The following is a 23544-nucleotide window of genomic DNA, read 5'->3' on the forward strand; positions in this document are numbered from 1 at the left end:
AGAGCCTTACACTGCGCGGCGCTTAAGCCGGCGGCGCTCGCGCTCCGACATTCCACCCCAAATTCCAAAGCGCTCATCATTTTGCAGGGCATATTCAAGGCACTGAGCGCGCACTTCACAAGAAGCGCACACCGCTTTGGCCTCCCTAGTAGAGCCGCCCTTTTCTGGGAAGAAAGCTTCGGGATCTGTCTGCGCGCAAAGAGCCTGCTCTTGCCAAGCGAGAGGACCATCATCAAGGTACGCGCTTTCATCAAATGAAAGCGGTCCTTCACCGAGAATATTCCACACGGTTTTCCCCTCACTTAGATATCGTCTTAATGAATTACACGCGTGTTATATACAATAGTCAAACCGAATGGTGTAAAGAAAGTCTTTGAGAACTTTTCCACTCGCCTGAGCGCTCATTTTCGTTTGATATTGCCACACCGGCGTCAAAATTCGCGTTTTTGCGCAGATGAGGTCTGCGACCCTCCTATGCTTAACTTCCCCATCGTATGACTTCGAGCTATGCCTGTGAGAATCTAGGATCATGCTTGAGCCTAATGTTTTGACCTGGATGTCATCCACGCCTTCGGCAGTACTTACGTGGTACTCACAATCTGGACGCCTTGAATTTACGGGCCCCGTCATGGCACGTTGGCTTGCAAAAACTGCGAACTACGTTGACGAGGTGCTCGGCGGAGAACAACCGGGCGTGGCCCTAGCGCTTCCCGCATCTTGGCGAACCCTGGTCTGGGTCACGGGGGCAGGACTTGCGGGAGGGGGCGTATCCATCACCGCTGAGCCTGACCTTTCCAGTTTCGACATCTTCATAACCAGCAACGAGGACGAGGCCCGCGCAGCCGCCGCCGACGATCCAGGTCTCATCGTATTACTGCAGGACTTGGGCATGATGGCCCTGGGATGGAGCGGAGATCTGCCAGATGGAATATCTGACGCGATCGCAGAGGTGGGTAGCCAGCCCGACGGCCTTGCTTTCGCTGGAGCCGTTCCCGCCCAGCTACCCGAGGGTGAGCCTAGCCCGTCCCTCGAGGCCGGTAACCAGCCTGTGGTGGTGTGCGGCGAGCCTTACATCGGCTCCATCTGGGAAGCATGGCGCCTGCACCGGCCAGCAATATGGATTGAACCTGGCCTCGACACCAACGCAATAATGGCGCAGGAAAACCTCGCCTAGCTTTCCTGCGCCTACGTGCCGCGCTACTGCTACCTCAGTTGGAACTGGCTACGGCTTCGCATATGACCTAGCTAAATGTCAGCTACGGTCCGCTTACGCGGATGGAACACCAGTCCTTTCAGGCCGGCCTTCACGAGGCGAAGCTTGAGCGGCAGCGGAATCTGGCGACCGCGCATTTGTTTTAGCATGCTCTCCCCAATCTGGGCGACCATGGCGGGGTTTCGTAGCGACCACGCGGCCGACACTTGGTTGCGCACACCGTATTCGAACTTCCAAATGTTCGATTCGTTGACCTGCCCGTAGTTCACGCCCAAGTTCTCTGCCAACAGGTGATCAACCTTCGAGCTGGGCACGTAAATGCCAGGACGGAACTTAGATAGACGTGTGGTGTACTCGGAGTCGTCGTACCAGATGAAGTACTCGCGGTAAGGCAGGCCAACTTCCTCCACACCCTCACGCGTCACGAGGCAGGATACGAAAGAACACGACTTCACATCCACGTGGTTCTCCCCATCAATGAGGGGGCGCACCCAGTCCCACACGGTTTCAGGCGAGTTCATCTCACACATGCGGCCGTCCGTCCAAAGCACGCTAGAGCAGGCAAACGATGGCATTGCTCCGCGACGCTTTGTGGCAGCGTCAAGACCTGCGAGCAGTTCTTCTAAGGCTTCGGGTTGCGGAACCGTGTCGTCATCCATCAACCAGAACCCGGCAAAGCCGCGCTTGTATGCTTCTTCGATGCCAAGCGTAAAACCGCCCGCACCTCCCGTATTGTTAACGGAGGTGATGACAGCGTGAGGTCGCTTCCACTCGCGACCTAGCAGATACTCGCGCGTGTCGTCAGTTGAGGCGTTGTTAATAACAAGGATCTTGTCAACAGGCCGGGTTTGGGCCTCCAGTCCCGCGATTGTCTTCTCTAACAGCTCACGGCGATTGAATGTAACAACTACAGCTGCGACTTTCACTTCGCTTCCCTGCTTTCTTGCGCGTCGAGTTCCCTCATGATTTGCGCGTAGTGGTTTTCAAAGAATGTTGTTGCTGACTCTAGGCTACGAAGACTGTCGAGTCGGCTGCGCTGCTCTGTATCCAGTCTACGCACGAACTCGGCGTCGGATACCAGGCGCGGGAACAGGTGCTTGGCCGCTCTGAAGAATGCGATAGGCTCGCGTGGAAGTAACGCGCCCCGAGCGATGACGGTCTGCTGTGATCCAACATCGGTAGATACCACCAGAACGCCGGCCGCGTCTGCCTCGATTGTAGTTAGAGTTAGGCCCTCATTTTCAGACGTGATTACGAGGACATCGATATCGTCAAAAAAGTCTGCAACCGGCCCCCAAGGGCGACGCTCAATGGCGGCATCGAGGCGCATACGGCGGATTTGTTTCGACACGATCTCTTCGAGTTCGCCATCGCCCTGCATAACGAACTCGAACTGCCCGGGATAGCGTTTGTTCAGGTATGCTGCGAGCGCAACGAACAGAACAGGTCTCTTTTGCGGAGATAGGCGGCCCAAGAATCCGAGGCGAAGCGGACGGTTTGTTGGCAACTCAACTGGCCGCGGCTGAGCCTGATCAGAGGTGAATGTCGTGAGCGGACGGTATACGACATTCGCCGAGTCAACACCGCCCTCACGGTATAGGCGTTGTAGCTGCGGGGAGATCACGTGGTGCAGAGCCAAGTATGCTCGCGCACCGATCGAGGCTGACACGAAGCCGCCACCGCGGTGCTCAGAAATATGCGTGCTGTCTTCAATGCGCACGCCCGGGTAAAGGGACTTCACCAGCGGGATCATACTGTAGGCAAAAATCGAGTGGTGAATGTGGATGCGGCCGGGCCTATGCGTAGCCATGATTTCAGTGACGAGGGCCGGCCAGTTGCGCCGCGGCACAGCCTGGTCAATCAGGTAGACAAACCGCGACATTGACGAGGCGAGATTGAGTTGCCGCTGGGGCGCACACCGGTCAAAAGTGAAGATCAGGTTGAATCCGGCGGCTTTGGCGATGCGGGCCTGCTCCCACGCCCAGGCTTCTGCTCCCCCGGACTCCGCCCAGTGCATGGCGAGCCACATGGTTTTCGAGTTGAGGTCTCCTCCGGCCTCACCCGCACGCGTCATAGCTGGCAAAACCTGCGGCTTGCGGCCGCGCCCGTGCGTGTTGCGATACTGGCGATACACGTCGAGCGTGAGGGGCACCGCGTGGTAGACCTTCGTGTAGGTCTTCGCAACGAGTGCGGCCAGCTTGGAAGTGTTGAGCTCCATCTTGAAGTTAGCTGGCTTGCCTACTAGCTCCGCGGTAGGCACTGCCATCATGATGCGTTCAAGCGGAACATCGGTTCTGCTTTGTGCGGTGATGACGCCCACCTCAGCGCCATCCTCGTAAACATGTTCGAACGGTTTTTGAAGCTCAGCCGGGTTGGACATGGGCTCCTCATTTCGACAACTGAGGACAACCTCAATCCGTTCGTGAAGTAAAAGCAAGGGGCGAAGCGCACTCTCAATCCATGCATCATCGAGCCGGCCGAGGATGTTCTCACCCTCTTCGCTGAGCATAACGGTGAACTTGTATGCGGGGAAAACGTCGGCTAGCCGCGCTGCTAGCTCCTCGCTATTTTTGCTCACTACGCATCCTTTCAATCGCTTCGTCCACGGTGCCATCGACAACAATTTTGCCTTTTTCAAGCAAGATGCCGCGGTCACAGATATCTGCAATCATGTCGAGGTCGTGGCTAACAATCACAAGAGTGGTGCCAGCGGCTTTCATTTCTTGCACGCGGGCGAGACACTTACGTTGGAACGGTTCGTCACCAACTGCGAGGATCTCATCCACAAGGAAAATGTCTGGATGGGTGTGCACAGCGACGGAGAATGCCAGGCGCAGGAACATGCCGGAGGAATAGAACTTAACCTCGGTGTCAATGAACTTCTCGATTTCCGAGAATGCCACAATCTCGTCGAATGCGTCCTCAACTTCCCTCTTAGACATGCCGAGGATAGCGCCGTTCAAGTACACGTTCTCGCGGCCCGTGAGGTCGGGGTGGAAGCCCGCACCCACCTCGATCAGACCCGCTACCTTACCGCGCACGCCAACGTAGCCCGAGTCTTCGCGCAGCACGCCAGAGATCAACTTCAAACAGGTGGATTTACCCGAACCGTTATAGCCGAGTAGCGCAACCGTGTCCCCCTCGTTCACGGTAAAAGACACATCGTCGAGTGCGCGGAACCGTTCTGAAATCTCAGAGCGTCGCCCAGTCATGGACCAGACGAGGGTTTCTTTCAGCGTGTGGGTGCGTCGGATAATGAACTCTTTGCGAACGTTCTCGACCTTCACCACAGGGCGCGGCTTGTGACTGTTATTCTCCGTACCCATTAGAGCTCCTGCGCAAAACGTGGATCAAGTTTTCTAAACACAATCTCGCCAACCAGTAGCGTCACAATCGCAGACACGCCCGCAATGATGCCCCACATAAACATGTCGGGAGGTCGCGTAGCTGCCTCTTGCATCATCGTTGGCTCCCAAAAAACAATGTGGAACATTTCCACGATTGGGGTCAGAGGGTTCAGTTGATACAGCTTCCACAACCAACCATCACCGAGGAAGTTGTAGACCATCTCCCACTTGTACAGCACTGGCGACGCCCATGTGGTGACCATGAGGATGAGTTCAACGAAGTTTTCAGCATCTCGATAGAACACGTTGAGAGCGCCCATCAGAAGCCCAACGCCAAGGCCGAAGATAGTTAGAACTAAGAACACGTAGATAAACAGCCCCAATTCCATGAGGCCGGGCCTCCACCCAAAAATGAGGGCGCCGCTGGCAAGGATCACCAGCTGCGGCACAAAATGCACGAACGCTACCCACGTGGATGCTACCGGGAAAAGTTCGCGCGGCAAGTAGATTTTCTTAACTAGTGGAGTGTTCCAAACTACCGAACGAGTGTCGTTGTTGAATATCTCAGCAAAGTAGTTCATCGCAACAACGCCAGCAAACATGTAAATCACGTAGTTTTCAATGGCGCGATCCATGCCCATGAACTTGCCGATAGCCAGGTAGAACACGAGGAACTGGACTGCTGGTTTCGCGTAGCTCCACAGCATGCCCAGAACGGAACCGCGGTAGCGTACCCGCAGTTCCTTGTGCACAAGAAGAGAAGCGAGGAACCGCTTATCGAATACTTCCAGTAGTCCTCGTGACCGTCCAGGCCTTACGAACTCGTCAGTGGATGTGGTCAAACCGGCTCCTAGTTCTCACCGTCAAGCAGTGGAGCAAGCTGGTTGTCCCACATCGATAGTGCAGAGGCAATGGCCATGTGCATGTCCAAGTACTTGTAGGTTCCCAGACGGCCTCCGAAGAACACCTTATCTTCGCCATCCATTAGCTCGCGGTAACGGGCCAGACGCTCGCGGTCCTCGTCTGTATTGACCGGGTAGTAAGGTTCTTCGTCTCGGCTTGCAAAACGCGAGTATTCGCGCGCGATAACGGTCTTGTCAGCCGGATATTGTTTTTCTCGCTCGGGATGGAAGTGGCGAAACTCGTGAATGCGAGTGTAGGGAACGTCCTCGTCTCCGTAGTTCATGACGGAGGTTCCTTGAAAGTCACCGGTGTTCACAACTTCGATTTCGAAGTCGAGCGTGCGCCAGGTGAGGTCGCCTTCGCAATAGTCGAAGTAGCGGTCTAGCGGGCCCGTGTACACTACGGGAACCTTGCCAACCACCTGGTCTTTAGACAGCTCGTGGGAGTTGTCAAAGAAATCGGTATCAAGGAAGACATCGATCAGGTCATGGTCTGCCATTCGTTCCAGCCAAGCGGCGTACCCATCCGTGGGCAGGCCTTCATAGGTGTCGGAGAAGTACTTGTCGTTGTACGTGTAGCGCACGGGCAGGCGCGAAACGATGGAGGCCGGTAGCTTCTTCGGATCGGTCTGCCACTGCTTGGCTGTGTACCCCTTGAAAAATGCCTCAAACAAGGGGCGCCCCACCAGGGAAATACCCTTGGATTCAAAATCTTTAACGTCAGAGTCAGCAACTTCAGCGGACTGCTCTTTAACCAGTGCACGCGCTTCATCGGGTGTGTATGCAGCGCGGAAGAACTGGTTAATAGTGCCCAGGTTTACAGGCATTGAGTACACCTCGCCGCCGACCGTGGTTTTCACGTGGTGAACGTAGTTTGTGAATGAGGTGAAGCGGTTGACGTACTCCCACACGCGTTCGTTAGACGTGTGGAAAAGGTGCGCGCCATACTTGTGGACTTCAATACCCGTTTCAGGATCGGCCTCGGAATAGGCGTTTCCGCCGATGTGGCTACGACGCTCCAAAAGCGCAACTTTGAGGCCGCGCTCTTCTGCGCATTGCCGCGCAATTGTTAGGCCAAAAAGGCCCGATCCCACAACTACAACGTCATATTTCAAGGCAAGCTCCTATTTCTTAGCGTAGGTACGCTCCTCTAGTTTAGCCGCGTCGGAACCATGAGAGGGTTCCAACCCCCTGGTACAAGGTTTTTCTTACGACAGTAGGAATGAGTCTATAGCCGGCGCGAATCACCACGTTGCGCACGTATTGCGCGGGAGTGACGAAACCTATACGCAGGAGGTTGCGTTGTAGTTCGAGTTCAGAGTCGAACAGATCGCGCCCTCCCCTACGCGCATATGCACCGGCCCCTACGCGGTATGCAACAAGGGGTTCTTCGATGTTGGCGGTTCGCGCTCCCGATGCAATCATGCGGGCAAACAACCAATAGTCTTCCATTCGGTCCAGGTGCTGATAACCACCGGCGCGCTCTAGCGCACTTTTGCGCATGACCACGGTTGGGTGGTTGAACGGGTCTCGAAATCTTGCGGTCTTAGCAATGGCATGGTGTTTGGCGGGCAGGACGCGGATCATGCCCCACTGGTTCTCATTACGGTCAAATTCAGCGATGGCTGATCCAATAAGGTCGCGCCCGCGCATGAGGGGGAGCTGCTTAGCGAACCGATCCGGCAAGGACACGTCGTCGGCATCTGCGCGCGCAATGATTTCGTGTTTGGCAATTTTCAGCCCAGCTTCGAGGGCGCAGGCAAGCCCCTGGTTTTCAGCTAACCTCACTACGTCGATGGGCTGGCCGGCAATTTCGGTGGCCCTGTCGATGGACTCTTGTAACGCATCAGGCACAGGGCCGTCTTGGACGAGCACCACCTGATCGGGTTTCAACTGCTGTTCACGAGTAATTGATACTAGTGCCCGCTCAAACTGTTGCGGGTCATCCCCCGCGTAAACGGATGTGAGCACGGTGAATGGCTCATTTTCGTTTGCAAATGCTAGATGCGCGTCTGCTTCAACGATCTGGACATCGTGTGCGACGGGCGTGTGGGCAAGCACCTCGACGGTGGCGCGCGGCGGGCGCGTCCCCTGTTTTATACCTTCTACGGCAAAGACAAGCAGGGCCTTCGGGTCGGCAGAGTTCTTCACGGTCAGACCCCAGCGCAACACCGATTTACCGCTATATAGCGCCTTTTCAACCGGGTTGAGTGCGTGCGAGCGCGTGTACATCCACAGCTTGTTACGCACTTCGTTTACAAAGCGCGGGCCGGGGTCGGCGGAAGAATCTCCAAACTTCTTCGTTTTGTGCACCACCACGGAGTAGGGCACGTACAGGCCAACTCGGTGGCGCAGTAGCCTCGCGGTGTATTCGAAGTCGTCATTCCAAAGGAAGTAGTCAGCTTTTGGCAGCCCATCTTCTACAATGGCACGCCGGTCAATCATGATTGAGACGAAGGAGGCCGTGCGAATCGGGATCGTGTCAATCTCTTCAGCTCGGCGCGCAAGTTTCGGATCAAGGAGAGGACGAGGACGCGGCCGGTTCATCGGGTGTTCCCGCCCGTCGGTCCAGATGGCTTTAGAGACGAGGATAGCTGGCTGGCCCGGATATCTACGACGCGCCTCCAGCAGGCCAGCCAGAGCTGTGTCGGTGGGAACCGTGTCGTCATCCATTATCCACACTAGGTCCGCATTCCAATGGTTCACGGCTCGCGCAATGCCCGCAGCGAAACCCCCGGCACCCCCAAGATTTTCAGGCATGGTGAGAACTTCGTCCACCACCTCGTGTTCCTTGGCTATGGCACGCGAGTTGTCGGTGGAGGCGTTGTCGATAACCACCACGGCCTGGGGCACCGTGGTTTGACAGGCAAGACCGTTTAACGTTTGGATCATCAGATCCTGGCGATTCCACGCCACTACTACCGCAACGACGCGGGGGTTGGTGGTTTTCACCTTTCTCCTTTGCTGATCCAAGTCCGATTAGTTCTTTTGGGCATTATCGCACGTATTGATTTCGTAGAGCCGGCTTGCGCCCGCGTGGGCTATAAGTTTGAAATTTTCAGCGAGGTCGTGGGCCGCTTCAAGTCCGATGTATCTGGCGCCTACAGGATTTTCGGGCCAGTAGATGATGTCATCGGTGTAGAAATAGCGGATGTGGTTACTTTCCAGCAGGCCACAAACCACCGGATCAGAATTGGCCGCTAGTTCGAAGTTCTTACCTATTTCTACGGATTCGTCTCTCCACTGGCCTTCAACGTGGCGGTAGAGGACGTCAAGGCCAGTGAGCGCGTAGATGAGCGGTAGGCCGGTACGCGGGTCACCAGCGATGATTTCCCCCTCGTGAACGTATTGGGGCAGCGTTTGGATGAAGTTAAGTTCTTCGGGGCTGACAAGCCCATTGAGGCCAGATTCGTTTTTGAACTCGTAGTTCAGGTGGAGTTGGGAGGATCCGGAGTAGTAGCCCAAGTTGTTTGTGCCTACGATCAGGCCGGCAATCATGACGGTAAGGAGGCCGGCGCGGGCCGGTGTTTTTTGCCCGATTTGCCCGGCCATGCGCAAGGCGGTGTCGAAGATGAACCACGTGCCGATACCGGCGAGCGGGGCGCCGAACAGGGGGACGATGGCACCCAGACGCACCGGGTCCGAGTACCAGGGGCCAACGAGGGCGTAGCCGGGCATGTTCACCACTGTGGAGACAACGAACAGGTAGCTGGCGATGCCGTAGGTAAATACCAGCCACCGCATGTGCGGCACGGTTAGCGCCACGATGATGCCGATGATGGTGAGGAGTCCGAGCACCCAGTCGATGTATGCATCGCCGTATCCCATCCAAGATAGTTGCGATTCAAAGATGACGCCGAATAATTCGCGTTTGAAACTTCCGATAGGTTCCCGCGCCCAGTTGGTCACGGTTTGCCACGCGGGGTGACTCATTGTGAGGTAGAGGACGCCTACGAGCGCTACCACTGCTGTAACAAATGTGATTAGTTGACCGGTGGTGAGTTTGAATGTGCGGGCAATCATGCGGATTATGAGGTCTGCCGCGAGGGTGACAATCGCAATGAGCGCGACGAAGATTCCGGTGGGGTGAATGAGCGCGATGCCGGCAGCGCCAAGCAGGCCGATAAAGGAGGTGCGAAACGCCATGGGTTTTTGGTTGGTGCGTCCAAACCAGTCTGCAAGAACGATGATTATGAGAGGTACGAGGGCATATGCGTAAACGGTTGGCCAGAGCACCCCGTAGGATGCGGGCCGTTCCGGGAAGGAAGAAAAAGTGGCGGCCAACAGCGCAGTGAAGATAGGCAGAGCGAGGGCTTTGGGAAGGAATATGGAGCTGAGCTGGGCAACTGCGAGCGGCCAGAGGATTGTGGAGATGACGATGACTGCCGCGTTGGTGGCGACGATGATGTTGGTATTCCCCACCATGGTGAGTGCAACGAGGTCGTGGAATCCTGCGGGATAGAATCCGCCGCTAGCGGCGTGCCCTTGGTCTAGCGAGGTGGCGACGGCGGAGAGGTTAAGGGCGGATCCGTTTCCGGTTTGGAGGATCCAGCGGATTGCGGACAGGTGGAATACGCCGTCCCAGGTTTGGGTGGGATATTCGGGCCGGCCAATACCGCTGATGAAGGCACCAACGGTAAAGGGAAGTGTGATGAGCATGCCCACGAAGGCCGGCCAGATTGCGGGATTAGCGGGGATTTTGCGCGTGGTTTGTGGTGACTGCGGCGAACGCGAACCGGCGCGAGGCCGGGTTAGGTATCCGATTATATATGCGAGCGCGGCGGCAGCCACTGTGACCCCAAGGTATAGGGGCCAGCCCCAGGGCACAGAAATGAAGGGGCCGGCTACGGCGGCAAGTCCCATGATGCCTGCGGAGACGAGGGGCGCGAATACGAGGGCGCGCCACTTGCCTGGGCGCAGGGCTGAAGTTACCACTAATCCCGGCCCCCACAGTGCTACAACCGTGAGTAGGGCCGGGATTAGAGCTGGAATCCAAGCGCTGATCAAGGTTTAGCCTTGAGCGTCACCAATTACGAGGCGCGGCGTGCCCTTCCATAGCTGCGGGTCAGTTACGCGACGGCCGTCAAACAGCACCTTAATGCCGGGCAAATCAACCGGGGTGATGGTCTTGTATTCGGGGTGATCCGCCTGCACGATGGCGGCATCAACAGGCTCACCCATCTTGTAAGCGTCCCAGCCAAAGCCGGCGAGTTCCTCATCGGTGAACATCGGGTCATGCACAAGCACTTTAGCACCACGCTTGCGCAGTTCATCAACAGTTGCAAAAACGCCTGAGAACGCGGTTTCTTTCACCTTGCCGCGGTAAGAAGCACCAAGCACAACAACGGTCATATTTTCGAGGCCACCGAGAACGCTCTCGAGGCGCTTAACGGAGTATTCCGGCATGGACGCGTTGAACATGCGGGCCGTGCGGACGATCGAGGCGTGCGGGTCGGTGGATAGGTAGAGGCGCGGGTAAACCGGAATACAGTGTCCACCAACGGCAATACCGGGCCGGTGAATGTGCGAGTAGGGCTGGGAGTTAGAGGCGTCGATGACTGCCTGCACGTCGATGCCCTGCTGGTCGGCAAATACTGCGAACTGGTTTGCAAGGCCGATGTTAACGTCCCTGTACGTGGTTTCGGCGAGCTTTGCCATTTCTGCAGCTTCAGCGGAACCGAGGTCCCACACTCCATTGGGGCGATCCAGGTCAGGGCGCTCATCGAACTGAAGAACTGATTCGTAGAACTCAATGGCTTTCTTAGCACCTTCTGTGCTTAGGCCACCAACAAGCTTGGGGTAGCGGCGAAGGTCAGCGAATACGCGGCCGGTAAGAACTCGCTCTGGGGAGAATACCAGGTGGAAGTCTTTGCCCTCTTTAAGGCCGGAGATTTCTTCAATCATTGGCTTCCAGCGACCACGCGTAGTGCCCACCGGTAACGTGGTCTCGTAGGAGATGAGCGTACCGGGCGTGAGGTTTTCTGCCAAAGACTTGGTGGCTGCGTCCATCCAGCCGAAGTCCGGTTCCCAAGTTTCGTCATTGACGAAGAGAGGCACTACGAGCACAACCGCATCCGCGCCAGGGATCGCATCGGAGTAGTCGGTGGTGGCGCGCAGCTTTCCTGCGGGAACGAGCTGCGAAAGCTTTTCCTGTAAGTGTGCTTCACCCGGGAAAGGCTCTTTCGCATCGTTGATCATCTGAACAGTTTTTTCGTTCACGTCAACGCCGATTACCTCATGGCCAGAATCTGCGAACTGTACGGCCAGGGGCAAACCGATCTTTCCCATGGCGACTACGGCGATACGCATGCGCTTCTCCATTTCAAAGATTTTCAAGAATCAAGTCACTGCCAAGTTTAACACCGGGCCGGTTGTCATTTAGGACCCTCCTAAAAGGCCGCGGAACGTGTTGCATATGCTTCAAGAACACTCTCACTGCCCATATTTCGGCGACCTGATTGGCCTCGCAAATTCGTACTTCCCGATGTGCATCCTCTAATACACAAGATCGAACCCACTTAGGAAGACACGCACAGGTTTTTCGTGCGGCGCAGATTCCCCCATATACTCGCTTAGAACGTTGTCGAATGTTGATTGGGTTTGTTGTGAGCGCGGCTTTTCTGAAGTCAGTATCCGAGAGCGAGATTGACCGTTCGATACCTTTTTCAGATGGTCGAAAGTGGAGGGATGAACTCCACGAAATTCGTGGAATCGCAATCCTGCTGGTGGTAAGTTTCCACATTTTCGGCAATGGCCGGGTTTCGGGCGGTATCGACATTTTCCTTGCTATAACCGGCTTCCTTGCCGTCCCCTCACTGTATCGGCGCGCTGTGGCCGGAGGTGGGTTCATTCCGCTGATGTCGCGTTTCGGCGGATTAGCGAGGCGTCTGCTTGTTCCGCTAATACCAGTGTTGCTGTTCATTGGGATCGTTGGCCCATTGGTATTGGGAGTAGCTTTCCATCCACAATTGTTTACCGAGCTGCGAGCATCCGTGCTATTCGCTGAGAATATTGAGCTGGTCAGATCTCAACTTGCCTATGATGCAGCCGGCCCCGGCACTTCTACTTTGCAACACTTGTGGTCCACTTCGATCCAAGTTCAGTTCCACATCCTGATGCCGTTCGTATTCATGCTCTTAACTGTTCCATTGGTCAAGGCTGGACGGGATCCCAAAAAGGTTTTGATGATCTTCCTAGGGGTCGTCACAGTTGGATCGTTCCTTTATGCATGGTGGCATCAAGGCGTGTTTCAACAGGCGAACTATTTTTCTTCTATCTCTAGGCTGTGGGAACTAACGCTGCCTGGCATCCTTGGACTGACCATTCCGAAGTTCCGGCTTAATAGCGTGACGAGGGCCTGCCTGACATGGGTCGGTCTAATCATGTTGCTCTCCACTGGGTTTTTGTTTGACGGTGCTTCGGTGTTCCCCGGCCCGCAAGCACTCCTTCCTGTAGGCGGCCTGCTCCTCTTCCTCACGGGTGGAAAGAGCTACACGAGTTGGGGCGGTGACCGCCTCGTTCAGATCCGGCCCATCAAGTTCCTGGCAGACATCTCATACTCGCTATACCTATGGCACTGGCCGGTAATAATCTTCTACTTGAATTATTTTGCCAAACCAAGGTTGGGCGTTTTCGATGCCCTAATCGTATTCACTGTGAGCCTGACTCTTGGAACAATGGGCAAGAAGCTTTTTGAGGACCGAGTTGCGTCTTTGTCCTTATTGAAGAACAACAACATCGCCGTTCTTCTTGCCATTACCGTAATGATCACAGGCGCGGGAATATTCCATTGGGCCACGCAGGTGAGTCAATCGAGGCTAGAGCAACGGTTATCGACCTATCAGGACCTTATCGACGCGGAACATCCGGGAGCGCAAGCTCTTACATTCAGCCTTGAAACAGCGCCAGCGAAAACCATTCCAGACCTAGACATCGCTTTGATGAAAACACCCGAAGTTTACTCTTTTGATCCAAGTAACTCGGGAATTGAGGAGAGCTGCGTTCCTGGGTACAGTTCCACCCGCACTTTTCCAACCACTTGCGAGTTTGGCGCCGAAAACGCACAGAAGACTGTTGTGCTAACGGGCGGCTCCCACGTTGGACAATGGTGGCCTGCGTTTGCGGAAATGGCAGCGCAATATAAGTGGAGACTCATTCTTTTGGAACGAAGCGGGTGTCAACTAGGCCTGGATCAAGATGTTTACGAACCCGAACTGGAAGTTAGTCCGCACTGTATAGAGTGGAACAAGCAAGCCGTCGATATGATTCGTAACGAAATCAAGCCAGATCTGGTTGTTACCCTCGGCACTTCCTTGCAGTCTGGTACGCCTGAACAAGTACGTGAAAGTCAAGCGGCTGCATGGCAAGAACTCGGAGAAACTCCTCTACTTCTCTTGCGAGACAATCCGATTTTTACCTTTAATCCATCAGAGTGCCTACAGCAAAAGGCAGATTTAGAAAATCCACGAACCTACAGTATATGCGCGCCGCGCAGGGACGAGTACCAGTACTCAGCTAAATTCGACCATAAGCATCCGGCTAGTTTGGCACCTAACAGTTATTATCTAGACATTAATGAGATCTTGGAAGTCGATGGCGAGTTTCAACCGATTATCGGAAACGTAATAGTCTGGCGTAACACTCACCACGTAACAGAGGCATACGCTAGCACCACTCGCCCGTTCTTTGAACAAGCCCTCCAAGAGTTCGTGCCTGACCTATTTCAATAGCGTCCACTAACTGCGCCGGACCTTTCGTAGCAAGAAAAGCCTTTGGTACAACTTGTGTGATGCGCGCCCGCTAAGTCTGTATGGGCAAACGCCTTGTATAAGATAGAGGCATGAAAATCATGTCTGTGGTGGGCGCGCGCCCGCAGTTTGTGAAACTTGCTCCGATTGCTCACGCCTGTGAGCGCGCTGGAGTAGAGCACGTCATTGTTCACACCGGTCAGCACTACGATCCAATGCTTTCGGATGTTTTCTTTGAGGAGTTGAATATTCCGGCCCCTGACGAGCACCTTGGGGTTGGTTCTGGCTCGCACGGCGTGCAGACGGGCGCGATGTTAGCCGCAATGGATGAAGTGATTTTGAAGCATGAGCCCGATTGGGTGCTGGTCTACGGCGATACTAACTCCACTCTTGCAGCCGCGCTCTCCGCGGTGAAACTTCACTTCCCGATAGCTCACCTTGAAGCCGGTTTGCGCTCGTTTAATCGACAGATGCCAGAGGAAATCAACCGCGTGCTCACTGACCATGCTGCGGATCTGCTTCTCGCTCCTACCGAGGTTGGGGCCAAGCATCTTGCTGAAGAGGGGCTGGCTGACCACACTGTGGTGGTGGGTGATGTGATGACGGATGTGCTGATGGAAACCCGCGCCAAGGTGGCAAACCAGCCGAGCCCGATTATGCAAGAGTTTGGCTTTGCTGAGGGTGAGTATTCGTTGGCTACGATCCACCGCCCCGCTAACACCGACACTAAAGCGCAGTTGGACGCGGTGCTTGATTCACTGGGCAAGGTGGACCACCCGGTGGTGATCCTGGCGCATCCTCGCCTGGTAGCTAAAGCCAAGGAACACGGCTTAACTATTGAGCGGGGGAACCTAAAGGTTCACGCTCCCCTGGCCTACCCTGATCTAGTTGCCTCTACAATGCACGCTCGCGGCGTGATTACCGATTCGGGCGGCCTGCAGAAAGAAGCGTTCCTGCTACGCACGCCGTGCACCACGGTTCGTCCACAAACGGAGTGGGTCGAAACTGTTGAAGCTGGCTGGAATGTGCTCGTAGATGCCGGCGCGAAGCTAGTTGAAGCCGCGTCCCGTCCACGTCCGGCCGATACTGATATCGCCCCGTACGGTGATGGCCACGCAGCTGAGCGCGTAGTTGAAGTGCTGCAAGAATCCTCATCTGAGGTGGAACAATGCGGGTGAAAGCACACCCAATAAATCGTAAAGTTTCCATATTTGCTGCAAGTGCTCTATGCGCGGCGCTAGTACACCTAACTGTACGACTACTTGTTGGGATATATCCCTTCGGCACGTACTCCGGTGGGGTCCACGATTTTGTGTACCAATATCTGCCGTTCTACTCGAGGTTTAGAGATCAGATTCTCCAAGGTAGCGGACTTTCAGGGTTGACTTTCTCATGGAACTTAGGATTAGGCGTCTCTTCGGTTCCGGACTACGCCACCTACCTTGGCGGTCCAATAACGCCTCTAGTTCTTCTGCTGGTTCCACGCCATCAGATAATTGCCGCTTTGCTCATCAGTATTTTGTTAAAAGTTGCTTTAGCAGCTGGCTTCATGCGGCTCTTGATGAACTATTTGAGACCCGATTTCACCGGCATCATTCCGCTGATAGTGTCTGTTGGATACGCATGCTCAAGCTGGGTGTTTGAACTGGGACAGATTATTCCTCAATGGCTCGATGTCTTATACGGGATTCCGTTGCTCTTTTTTGCCGCGTTAGAAATGAGGAAATCAAATTCCCGGTGGATCCTAGCCGGTGGCGCAGTAGCTCTGGTGTGGTGGGCAAACTATTACGTAGCTTTTATGGCAAGTGTCTTGGCGGGTCTATTTTCCATCACCTTGGCGTTGGGGTTGGATGATTTTAAACAAGGGCTAAAAAATGTGGCGCGCTTTGTTGCAGTTGGGGTGCTGGGTGTAGCTGCTACTGCTCCTATCCTATTACCAACTATTAGCGCCCTTTTCCAAGGAGTCGGGTACTGGCCCTTGGATAGACTCAGAGTTTTCGGTAAATCTGTTGCAGGGGTCCGAACGTTGCCATTCACGGCCACGATTGCCTACGAACCACCGCTGTACACAGGTTTAGTCGCGTTAACTCTTTTTGCAGCCTTTTTCTTTACGCGGGATTTGGCTTGGCGATTCAAAATAGTCTGGCTGGTCACAAGCGCAGTGCTCTTCCTCTCAGTCACTAACATGGAGACACAGATGGCTTGGAACCTCTTTCAAACGCCACACGGGACGCCGTATCGCTGGGTTTTTGTCATCACCGCGTGGATGGTAGTGACAGCCACCCTGGCATGGGAATCAAAATCCGGTAGCGAGCGGTTCGGTAATGGCAGGCAGCTGGACGGTCCAAACTGGTTCCAAATTGTCACCGTCGCGCTATTTGGCCCAGCTGTCGCATTATTCTTGCTAAGGCGGTGGAACCTAGTTGGCTTCACCACTGCCGGTCTTGTGGTTATCATCGCCTACACGCTTTTACTCTGTGCTTTGCTCGCCGTCATTATGGTTGCAAGGTGGTATCCAATGCGCAACACAGCACTACTGATTGGACGCGCGACTACAGCGCTACTCTTAATAGCAGCATGTTTTGAATACGTCGGAACTGGTGTGCTTGTAAATAAGGATAGGATTCCGCTATTACAAAAAGTTAACACTACCCTTGAGGCGGACCGCCTCGAGTTAAGCGAGCGCCTTACTACAAACGTGTGGCCCACCAACCGGTTAGGTTGGACACACGATGACTCCACGGATCCTGACGCCTCCCGCAACTTTTCTGCTCGCTACATCTACCCAGGCACTGACTACTACTCAACAACAGTCACCTCCCAATATGCCCAGGCCATAGCCACATTGGGCATGGTGACGACTAACGAGGCACGTTTCTCATGGTTACCAGAGGATTCCATCCTGAAGGGCGTCCTTTCAGTTGCCTCCCCAAATGGCCTACCGACGCTTCCGATGGCTCGGGTCTATCCTGACCAGTTCACCCCGAACAACAGTGCAATGCCCACAGAATATGAAAGCCGTTCATCTCTTAGTAACGCACCAAATCTGTACCATTTCGAGCCTGTTAGCGTTAAAAACGCCGCGACTCTTGCAGAGGAAACGGAACTGCGCGAGGGCGAAACCTACTTGTTTTCCACGTCATGTAAGCCGGGCACAACAGTATTTGCCGGTGTGCATAACTATGACCGGCATTCCTCCATGCCAACGGGATACAAAATTGAGGAAGCGAACGGTATTGCCGCTTCTTCGGACGGCCTGCTAGGCGAGATGGGCCGAGCCACCGAAGCTACCCAAAGTTTCACGCTGCATATGACAGCGGACAGAACACTAAATCAAAACCTGTTTGTTGGTTGCGCCGATATTGACGCATACCTGCGCGGCACAGAGAAAATTGTGGGCCCATCTGGCCTTGTGATTCAGGCAGAAAAGGTAACGGCTACTTTTGCGCAGCCAGTTTCTGGGGAATTCGTCTTGGCTACCCCGGCGGTTGATGGGTGGTCTTGTTCCGCTGATAACAAGCCGATTCCGGTGTCTAGTCGAGCTGGTTTACTATCTGCAGCCGTTTCAGATGCTACGACCATTCAATGCGGCTTCACTCTCCCGCTCTTCAAGGCTGGGATCGGTATAGCAACCCTAGCTCTCCTCCTACTATTTACGCCGAATCTGGTAGCTAGGCTACGCAGGCGTCAAACGCATTCGGCTGAGGGAGATCAGCCCGCCACGTAAGTTCAATATTTCGATAACAAAAATGCGGTTGCCTACCATCATTCAGACTGCACGCAACCGCATTTTTGTAACCAAGGATGGCTCCCTACTCGATACAGGCCTCTTGCCTGCCTTCCAAAATGCAGGTGGTAGCAGTGCGTTCGAATGGGTAGTAGTCGGGGCGATCAGGCGAAGAACAGAAGTCGATCTTGTAAATCGCTGCACTGCCACCCTGGTCGACTTTTTCAAAGCCCTTTCGGAGCGGCACGTCATAAAGCCCCGGGCGCATCATGTCTGTGTCCCTCCCGTTATAGTAAGAAGGTTTATCAGCGTAGAAGTATTCAATCCCATGAGTTTCAAGAATCTCGCAGATACGAGCATTCGTCTCAATATCTTTGAAATTTTGCAATAGGAGAACATCGTCTCGATTACCCGGACTGTTAGGGTATGGCCACACCGTTTTCACGTTAGACAAAGGTTGTAGCAACGCGGCTCCAGCCGCTGGGTCACCCATCACCACAGCATTCGGTGGAAGTGTTGCCTTTGCTCGTTTAATCATCGCGATTTCGTCTTTATCCGCCAAGAATCGGACGTTATCGCGATCGGGATAGAACGCCTGATGAACGCTTTGTGCGATTGCTGGAGCTATCCATGCATACATTAGGAGAGTAGAGAGCATTACTACCCCCCACCTGTAGCGGTCTGCCCCTGCACCCCTCGCAACCGCTAACTTGTTCCAGATAGTGTCTGCCAGGAGGGCGAACAGCGGAACCACGAAAATAGCAAGCGCTGCCTTGGGCCGGTCCGGATAGTTGTAGTAGAGGCTGGTAATACGGCTCAAACCTGAAATTGGGAAGAATGTGCCAATCACGAGAAGCCACTGCGATAACCAACCGGCAAGCATAATCCAACGGCGCCGCCTATACGCAACAAACAGAGCCGCTAAAATTAGCAGAAGCACAAAACCGTAGAAAGAAAGTGCCCTAATTCCCCCGTAGGGCATGTAGAGCGTGGCACTGGCAAATAACTTTTCTGGAGCAGAATCCCACCCTACTTTAGGGAATCTATGAAACAGAATATTTCGAGCAGGAGTTGGCCCATCAACAACGAACACCATCAGATAGAAGAGGAACAGGGCGCCAGCAATATTACGCGCTGCCCTCTGTTTGTTGCCGCGCTTATAAAAGATGACTCCAACCCGTATGAGCTCGAACAGCAAGTACACGAAGAAAGCAAAAGACGGTGGAAGCATAGTGGACGGGTGAATCCCGATTAAGCCCAGAATGGGAACCGAGGTTACAAACAGCACCGCAAAAATTGACCCCACAATGTTCCGGATCGAAGTCAGTCTTCTGATGGTCTTTGTTGCGTAATACCAAAGCGCCATCATTCCGGGCATAATGACCATTCCGAGAACGAATGGCCACAGCGTAGTCTCCAGTTGCAATCTAATCATTGCTATTGGCGCCAGAGCAGAGCCAAGTAAGCTCCATTCATACAAGCTCTGTTTACCGCCGATAGCAACCGACCAAGCGCCAACCCCAACCAGCCATAATAGAGGCGTTATCACCAGCAACGAATTAGCCGCAATAATGGCCTGGCTCGGCCCGTTAGTCACGAGGCTAAGCATCGCATGCCAAGTATTTGGGTAGTACCACCCAGCGTCGCTCAAGCCTGCCATGGTTGCATTGGAGTCTAGGGGGAAAGCATTCCCCGTTCTCTCCATGAGCCACAGCTGGTTGTAGTGATAGCTAGAATCCCCGCCCTGCACGATCTCAAAAGGGTTGGTAGTCATGACGATGGGAAGAACTACTGCAATCCAAACGATTATCGTCATGAGCAGGCGAGTTGCGACGTGCCTTCCCGACAGGGTGTTTTGAGGAATCATGGAGGCAACATTTTTACCCAGGCTGGTCCGCGCCAGAATCCAGGCGCCGACAACAGCGAACAAGGTGAAGCCAATGAACGGTATCAGGCCCCATCTAAATGGAAACAGACCATTGAAAAGCGACCATAAAAATATGAGACCTACACTCCAGGCCGGCGCAGTGGCTAACCGCAGTATTGGTGAGGTTTTTGGAAATAGAACTGTTGATATGGCCGCTCCAGGTATCACTACAATTGCCAAGACCGAAAGGAGCATTGGCAGCACGGGAACCCACTGACTTAAAGTTTCCAAAAGAGTCCTTTATCGTAAGTCATTTCGCAGTTCTATCGGCAATGTAAGTAGCCACGGCGTTCCCCACTGCTTTCATAGAGCGGTTCTCCTCCACCCATTTGTGTAGACGCTGCGGATCTCCCGTCTCGCGTGTTTCAGACAGCAGAGTGTCCATAGCCTCAAGCACTGATTCCTCACTATAGGGCACACAAATGCCGAGATCATTATCTTCAATATCGCTTATTGCCGGCCCCACACCAGCATAGAGAACAGGAGTTCCACACGATAAAGCGGTTAGCGCTTTGGTTGGGTACGCAAGGTCATAACCGATTCCCTGCTGAATAGAGACGCAACTCGCAATAGCCTCGCTCTGCCAACTAGCTGCTTCCTGGGGCGGCACGGTCTTCTGGACTACTAGGGGCTCATAGTCCGCACCCGTCGCTTGCGCCTTCTTTGTAAGCCTGCCCGCAATCTTTTCAAGTTCGGGGACGCTGTCTCCCCTTGTCAAATAAAGGAATTGAACGTCACGGCCCGGATTCCAGAACTTCTCAAATGCGTTCGCGAACAATTCGGCGCCCTGCCACCCTGACGCTGTACCCGCATAGATGAAGTATGGATGCGAGATGCGCATCCGGTTCTTTTCTTCTGGAGTAAGCTTTGGAGCCTCTGGATTGAAAAGCTCGGTGTCTGCACCATTTGGCACAACTGCCACCGACTTAGCGCCCATCTCCCGCACTCTTTGCGCTACGCCGTCAGATACGGCGATGCAACCGCGCGCTCCTCTGATCGCGAAAGTCTCGATGCTTCGTACCGTCTTCTTTACAAAGCCGGGAACATCCATGCTGTCTGTTGCATCAGACCACACATCGGCGGCATACCAAAAGTATGGGATGCGGCGAATCGTGCATGCCACGCGTGCAACCGTTCCAGTGGTTGGAGGCGGCTCAACCAGGATGAACTCAACTTTTGGCATTGTGAGTAGCTTCAAGAAAGCTTGAATATCAAATGAGGCGTATGACAAGTAGCCCTTGACGTAGCCTTCTTTGTCGCGCAAGACAGGGACCCGACAGATCGTGCTATCTGGTTCTGCCTCAACCCCCGCGGGTGGTTCAGTGGTAAACACGCGAACCTTCGATCCTGCTTCTTCCAATCCGCTTTTTACTGCCTTAAGGCGTAGTGATGCCGCGGATGGCTCCGGCGCGAAAATGCGGCTAACGATTAGCCCAGTAAGAATCATGATCCCATTTCCTTATATGCGCAAAGAGCTTGTCCATAAACATCGGTGTGGAGTTTTGCGTATGCGTCTCCTGAGAACCTCTCGTAGGCTACCCGCCTTACCTCTTCTGGTTCTTTAATGACACTGCCCGAGGCAAAATCACGCATAGCATCTACCAGCGCATCGTGATCGTCGATCGGCACCAGAATCCCCGTTTCCTCTTGGACCATGTATGCGCCGCCTAAACTCGCTGACGCAATTACGGGAATGCCCAATGCTTGCGCTTCGGCAAAAACCATGCCAGCTGTTTCGATTGAAGATACCAAAACCAATACGTCCTTAGTGGAAAGCACGCTCGGTAGTTCATCGCGGCTGACTTGGCCAAGCACCTTGACCACACCAGCAACCCCTAATTCCTCAGCAAAAGCGCGTACCTCAGTCCAGCGATTCTCAGGTCCGCCAATAACATCAAGGCATACGTCGAATCCTTCATCAACAAGCACTTTGAGCGCGATTATCGTCTCTTCAACACGCTTCCTACGTTCCAGACTAGAAATATGAACGAACTGCGTCTTTCCGGGCTTCGGAGCATGTAACGGATAATCATAAAATGTCTGCGGAACCGGTAGCGTTCCAACGCCGAATTCCGCTCCGTATTTTCCCCCAAGTTCCTTCGCGAAGTTAGGAGAAACCCCTAGCCTGAAATCTGCATCTTTAACCGCATGTTTAATTGCTCGGAAGCGGGGATTGCTCTCGTTAGCGTAGAGTGTGGATTCTCTATGCTCCGTGATTCCAAACGGTACGTTCCAGTACTCAGCCATCACTTGGGCTGTGAGAATACCCGGGAAAACGGATTGCGCATGAATAATGTCCGGTTTGCCCCAACGCTTCGCATAGGCTCGGGCAGCCTCAATCGTATGACGTTTAATAAGAGCGTAGTCTCCAGGCAAAATTCCGCGCGGTACGGTTTTAACCGTCTGTCGTATTACGCGCTTGTCTCGATCTATCTGAAGCTGGCGGTTCCCCTGCTGCCAAAAGCTCTTGGGATCCAGACAATATACTCCTACCTCATGCCCGTGCTTTCGCAGAATATCTATGGCCTCTTCAAAAAAGTGCCCATTAAGCGGAAACTCGGGGCTCGGGTACCATGACGGCGTCCATAGAACATGCATTATTGTCCCTTCGTCAGCAAATCAGCAACAGCTTGTGCACGTGCACGCCAAGTATTGTTCGACCTGTCGGCAAGCACCTTGTTTGTGTGCGCAACCACTTCCTGTTCATCTTGGTTCAAGCGTTCGAACAAGTTCACAAGCGCTTGCTCTTCATTGGGAACGGTCCATCCCCAGTCGTTGCGCGAAACAACTTTAGCTGCCAAAGTCCCATCAGTAGCGATTATCGGTTTGCCGCGCCCCACGTACTCATACAGTTTGAAAGGCACGGCAAACGACCAATAGTGAGTGGGATCAACAGCAATCACCGCTACATTCGCGCTCGCATAGTAGTCATCCAGATCGCTACCTTTAACGTGCACTATCCGCACGTTAGATTCACGAATGTCATATTCGTGCTCAACGGCCCTCCAGCGATCCTCATCTGTACAAATCGTGAGTGTAACCGCGGGAACGCGCTGAACGGCTCGCACCAACTGGTGCAAGTTGTAATGAGCACCGATACCGCCAACATAGAACATGTTTAGAGGTGAGGGGGACGCTGGCACGTCTACCGGTTCACCGCCCGGAGGTAACTCTTTTACCTTTGCAATGCGCAGTTGAGGAATCTCTTGTGCCATTTCAAACGAAGGCACAAAAATTATGTCGACGTAACGCTTATAGAGTGCTAACTCATACCTGTACAGTGCGCGCATTCCAGCTGCAAGCGGTTTGCCGATTCGCTCCTCGTATTCGTCATACACCCAATACAAGTCGCGGTAAAAGACCGACGTGGGCACACCATACTTTTTCAGCGTGCGAAAAATTTGCGCATCTAATAGCAAATGCGGAAAGTGGTTGGCATCTCCAATCATCGCAGGGATTGTCGCAGATTCTGAATACATGAACGCGAACTGTTCCCCACCAGCTAGCTTCGCTTTCAGCTTGCGGAACTTCGCTCTTCTAACCGAGCTCTGTCCCGTCAAGTCAAAAACTTCGAAGCCTGCATCTTTGAATGCCTGGAGCATTCGGCGCGGCCTGATCGCAGAAGCGGATACAGACTCGTAGTTGAGCTCATACGCGGCATGGTAAATCATCCTTACCAAT

The 23544-nt window shown here is 54.0% G+C and carries 17 protein-coding genes; 4 read left to right on the plus strand and 13 right to left on the minus strand.

Translation table 11 applies throughout. The annotated features are described in order from the left end of the window. Positions 1–6: 6 nt before the first annotated feature. A complete protein-coding gene (locus tag HMPREF1628_RS00435; RefSeq protein ID WP_034506413.1) occupies positions 7–288 on the minus strand; it encodes a WhiB family transcriptional regulator in 282 nt (93 codons plus the stop codon). A gap of 241 nt (positions 289–529) precedes the next feature. Here HMPREF1628_RS00435 and HMPREF1628_RS00445 point away from each other — a divergent pair, with 241 nt between their 5' ends. Beyond that, positions 530–1174, plus strand: a complete 645-nt coding sequence (locus HMPREF1628_RS00445) for a TIGR03089 family protein (protein WP_034506419.1) — start codon at positions 530–532, stop codon at positions 1172–1174. A 71-nt stretch (positions 1175–1245) separates the two neighbouring features. Here HMPREF1628_RS00445 and HMPREF1628_RS00450 read toward each other — a convergent pair whose 3' ends face one another. Genes HMPREF1628_RS00450 through HMPREF1628_RS00485 form a run of 8 tightly spaced genes read right to left on the minus strand, consistent with a single transcriptional unit; the run spans position 1246 to position 11771 of the window. After that, the gene (locus tag HMPREF1628_RS00450) at positions 1246–2139 is read right to left on the minus strand and encodes a glycosyltransferase family 2 protein (RefSeq protein ID WP_034506422.1); all 894 of its coding nucleotides are present in this window, start codon (positions 2137–2139) and stop codon (positions 1246–1248) included. Then, positions 2136–3791, minus strand: a complete 1656-nt coding sequence (locus HMPREF1628_RS00455) for a glycosyltransferase (protein WP_034506425.1) — start codon at positions 3789–3791, stop codon at positions 2136–2138. Before HMPREF1628_RS00455 ends, HMPREF1628_RS00450 begins: the two co-directional genes overlap by 4 nt. After that, the gene (locus HMPREF1628_RS00460; protein WP_052038720.1) at positions 3778–4539 is read right to left on the minus strand and encodes an ABC transporter ATP-binding protein; all 762 of its coding nucleotides are present in this window, start codon (positions 4537–4539) and stop codon (positions 3778–3780) included. Before HMPREF1628_RS00460 ends, HMPREF1628_RS00455 begins: the two co-directional genes overlap by 14 nt. After that, positions 4539–5402 (minus strand): ABC transporter permease, encoded by an 864-nt coding sequence (locus HMPREF1628_RS00465; protein ID WP_034506427.1) that lies wholly within the window; start codon positions 5400–5402, stop codon positions 4539–4541. Before HMPREF1628_RS00465 ends, HMPREF1628_RS00460 begins: the two co-directional genes overlap by 1 nt. An 8-nt stretch (positions 5403–5410) precedes the next feature. After that, complete coding sequence (glf, locus tag HMPREF1628_RS00470; protein WP_034506429.1) at positions 5411–6577, minus strand: UDP-galactopyranose mutase; 1167 nt, start codon at positions 6575–6577, stop codon at positions 5411–5413. Between the two features lie 40 nt (positions 6578–6617). After that, on the minus strand, positions 6618–8414 hold the full coding sequence (locus tag HMPREF1628_RS00475) for a glycosyltransferase (protein ID WP_034506433.1): 1797 nt from the start codon (positions 8412–8414) through the stop codon (positions 6618–6620). Between the two features lie 27 nt (positions 8415–8441). Next, complete coding sequence (locus HMPREF1628_RS00480) at positions 8442–10469, minus strand: DUF6541 family protein (protein ID WP_156956793.1); 2028 nt, start codon at positions 10467–10469, stop codon at positions 8442–8444. 3 nt (positions 10470–10472) lie between these two features. Beyond that, on the minus strand, positions 10473–11771 hold the full coding sequence (locus tag HMPREF1628_RS00485; RefSeq protein WP_034506706.1) for a nucleotide sugar dehydrogenase: 1299 nt from the start codon (positions 11769–11771) through the stop codon (positions 10473–10475). 296 nt (positions 11772–12067) lie between these two features. Here HMPREF1628_RS00485 and HMPREF1628_RS00490 point away from each other — a divergent pair, with 296 nt between their 5' ends. The 3 genes from HMPREF1628_RS00490 to HMPREF1628_RS00500 all read left to right on the plus strand — a co-directional run bounded on the left by HMPREF1628_RS00490 (position 12068) and on the right by HMPREF1628_RS00500 (position 17936). Beyond that, positions 12068–14191, plus strand: coding sequence for an acyltransferase family protein (locus tag HMPREF1628_RS00490; protein ID WP_232219338.1), 2124 nt, complete (start codon positions 12068–12070; stop codon positions 14189–14191). Positions 14192–14301: 110 nt separating this feature from the next. After that, entirely contained in the window at positions 14302–15387 is a 1086-nt protein-coding gene (gene wecB / locus HMPREF1628_RS00495; protein ID WP_034506442.1) for a non-hydrolyzing UDP-N-acetylglucosamine 2-epimerase, read from the plus strand. After that, positions 15378–17936 carry a YfhO family protein gene (locus HMPREF1628_RS00500; RefSeq protein ID WP_034506446.1) on the plus strand — a complete coding sequence of 853 codons (2559 nt, stop codon included), beginning with the start codon at positions 15378–15380 and terminating at the stop codon, positions 17934–17936. Before wecB ends, HMPREF1628_RS00500 begins: the two co-directional genes overlap by 10 nt. Positions 17937–18021: 85 nt before the next feature. On the opposite strand, the gene HMPREF1628_RS00505 is transcribed toward HMPREF1628_RS00500, so the two are convergent. The 4 genes from HMPREF1628_RS00505 to HMPREF1628_RS00525 are packed head-to-tail and all read right to left on the minus strand — an operon-like array spanning position 18022 to position 23534. Further along, complete coding sequence (locus tag HMPREF1628_RS00505; protein WP_034506448.1) at positions 18022–20058, minus strand: DUF6541 family protein; 2037 nt, start codon at positions 20056–20058, stop codon at positions 18022–18024. Between the two features lie 55 nt (positions 20059–20113). Then, a complete protein-coding gene (locus tag HMPREF1628_RS00510) occupies positions 20114–21310 on the minus strand; it encodes a glycosyltransferase (protein ID WP_052038721.1) in 1197 nt (398 codons plus the stop codon). Further along, positions 21307–22461, minus strand: coding sequence for a glycosyltransferase (locus HMPREF1628_RS00515; protein ID WP_084703126.1), 1155 nt, complete (start codon positions 22459–22461; stop codon positions 21307–21309). The genes HMPREF1628_RS00510 and HMPREF1628_RS00515 overlap by 4 nt, the downstream gene beginning before the upstream one ends. After that, positions 22461–23534 (minus strand): glycosyltransferase, encoded by a 1074-nt coding sequence (locus HMPREF1628_RS00525; RefSeq protein ID WP_034506456.1) that lies wholly within the window; start codon positions 23532–23534, stop codon positions 22461–22463. The genes HMPREF1628_RS00515 and HMPREF1628_RS00525 overlap by 1 nt, the downstream gene beginning before the upstream one ends. Positions 23535–23544 lie beyond the last annotated feature (10 nt).

The sequence above is a fragment of the Actinomyces sp. S4-C9 genome (assembly GCF_000758775.1).
GTDB lineage: Bacteria > Actinomycetota > Actinomycetes > Actinomycetales > Actinomycetaceae > Gleimia > Gleimia europaea.

Bases quoted from the DNA above. Each gene is read 5' to 3' on its own strand.
- HMPREF1628_RS00445 (WP_034506419.1), top strand. From the start codon at position 530: ATGCTTGAGCCTAATGTTTTGACCTGGATGTCATCCACGCCTTCGGCA.
- HMPREF1628_RS00460 (WP_052038720.1), bottom strand. From the start codon at position 4,539: ATGGGTACGGAGAATAACAGTCACAAGCCGCGCCCTGTGGTGAAGGTC.
- HMPREF1628_RS00485 (WP_034506706.1), bottom strand. From the start codon at position 11,771: ATGCGTATCGCCGTAGTCGCCATGGGAAAGATCGGTTTGCCCCTGGCC.
- wecB (WP_034506442.1), top strand. From the start codon at position 14,302: ATGAAAATCATGTCTGTGGTGGGCGCGCGCCCGCAGTTTGTGAAACTT.
- HMPREF1628_RS00500 (WP_034506446.1), top strand. From the start codon at position 15,378: ATGCGGGTGAAAGCACACCCAATAAATCGTAAAGTTTCCATATTTGCT.
- HMPREF1628_RS00505 (WP_034506448.1), bottom strand. From the start codon at position 20,058: ATGCTCCTTTCGGTCTTGGCAATTGTAGTGATACCTGGAGCGGCCATA.
- HMPREF1628_RS00510 (WP_052038721.1), bottom strand. From the start codon at position 21,310: ATGATTCTTACTGGGCTAATCGTTAGCCGCATTTTCGCGCCGGAGCCA.
- HMPREF1628_RS00515 (WP_084703126.1), bottom strand. From the start codon at position 22,461: ATGCATGTTCTATGGACGCCGTCATGGTACCCGAGCCCCGAGTTTCCG.
- HMPREF1628_RS00525 (WP_034506456.1), bottom strand. From the start codon at position 23,534: ATGATTTACCATGCCGCGTATGAGCTCAACTACGAGTCTGTATCCGCT.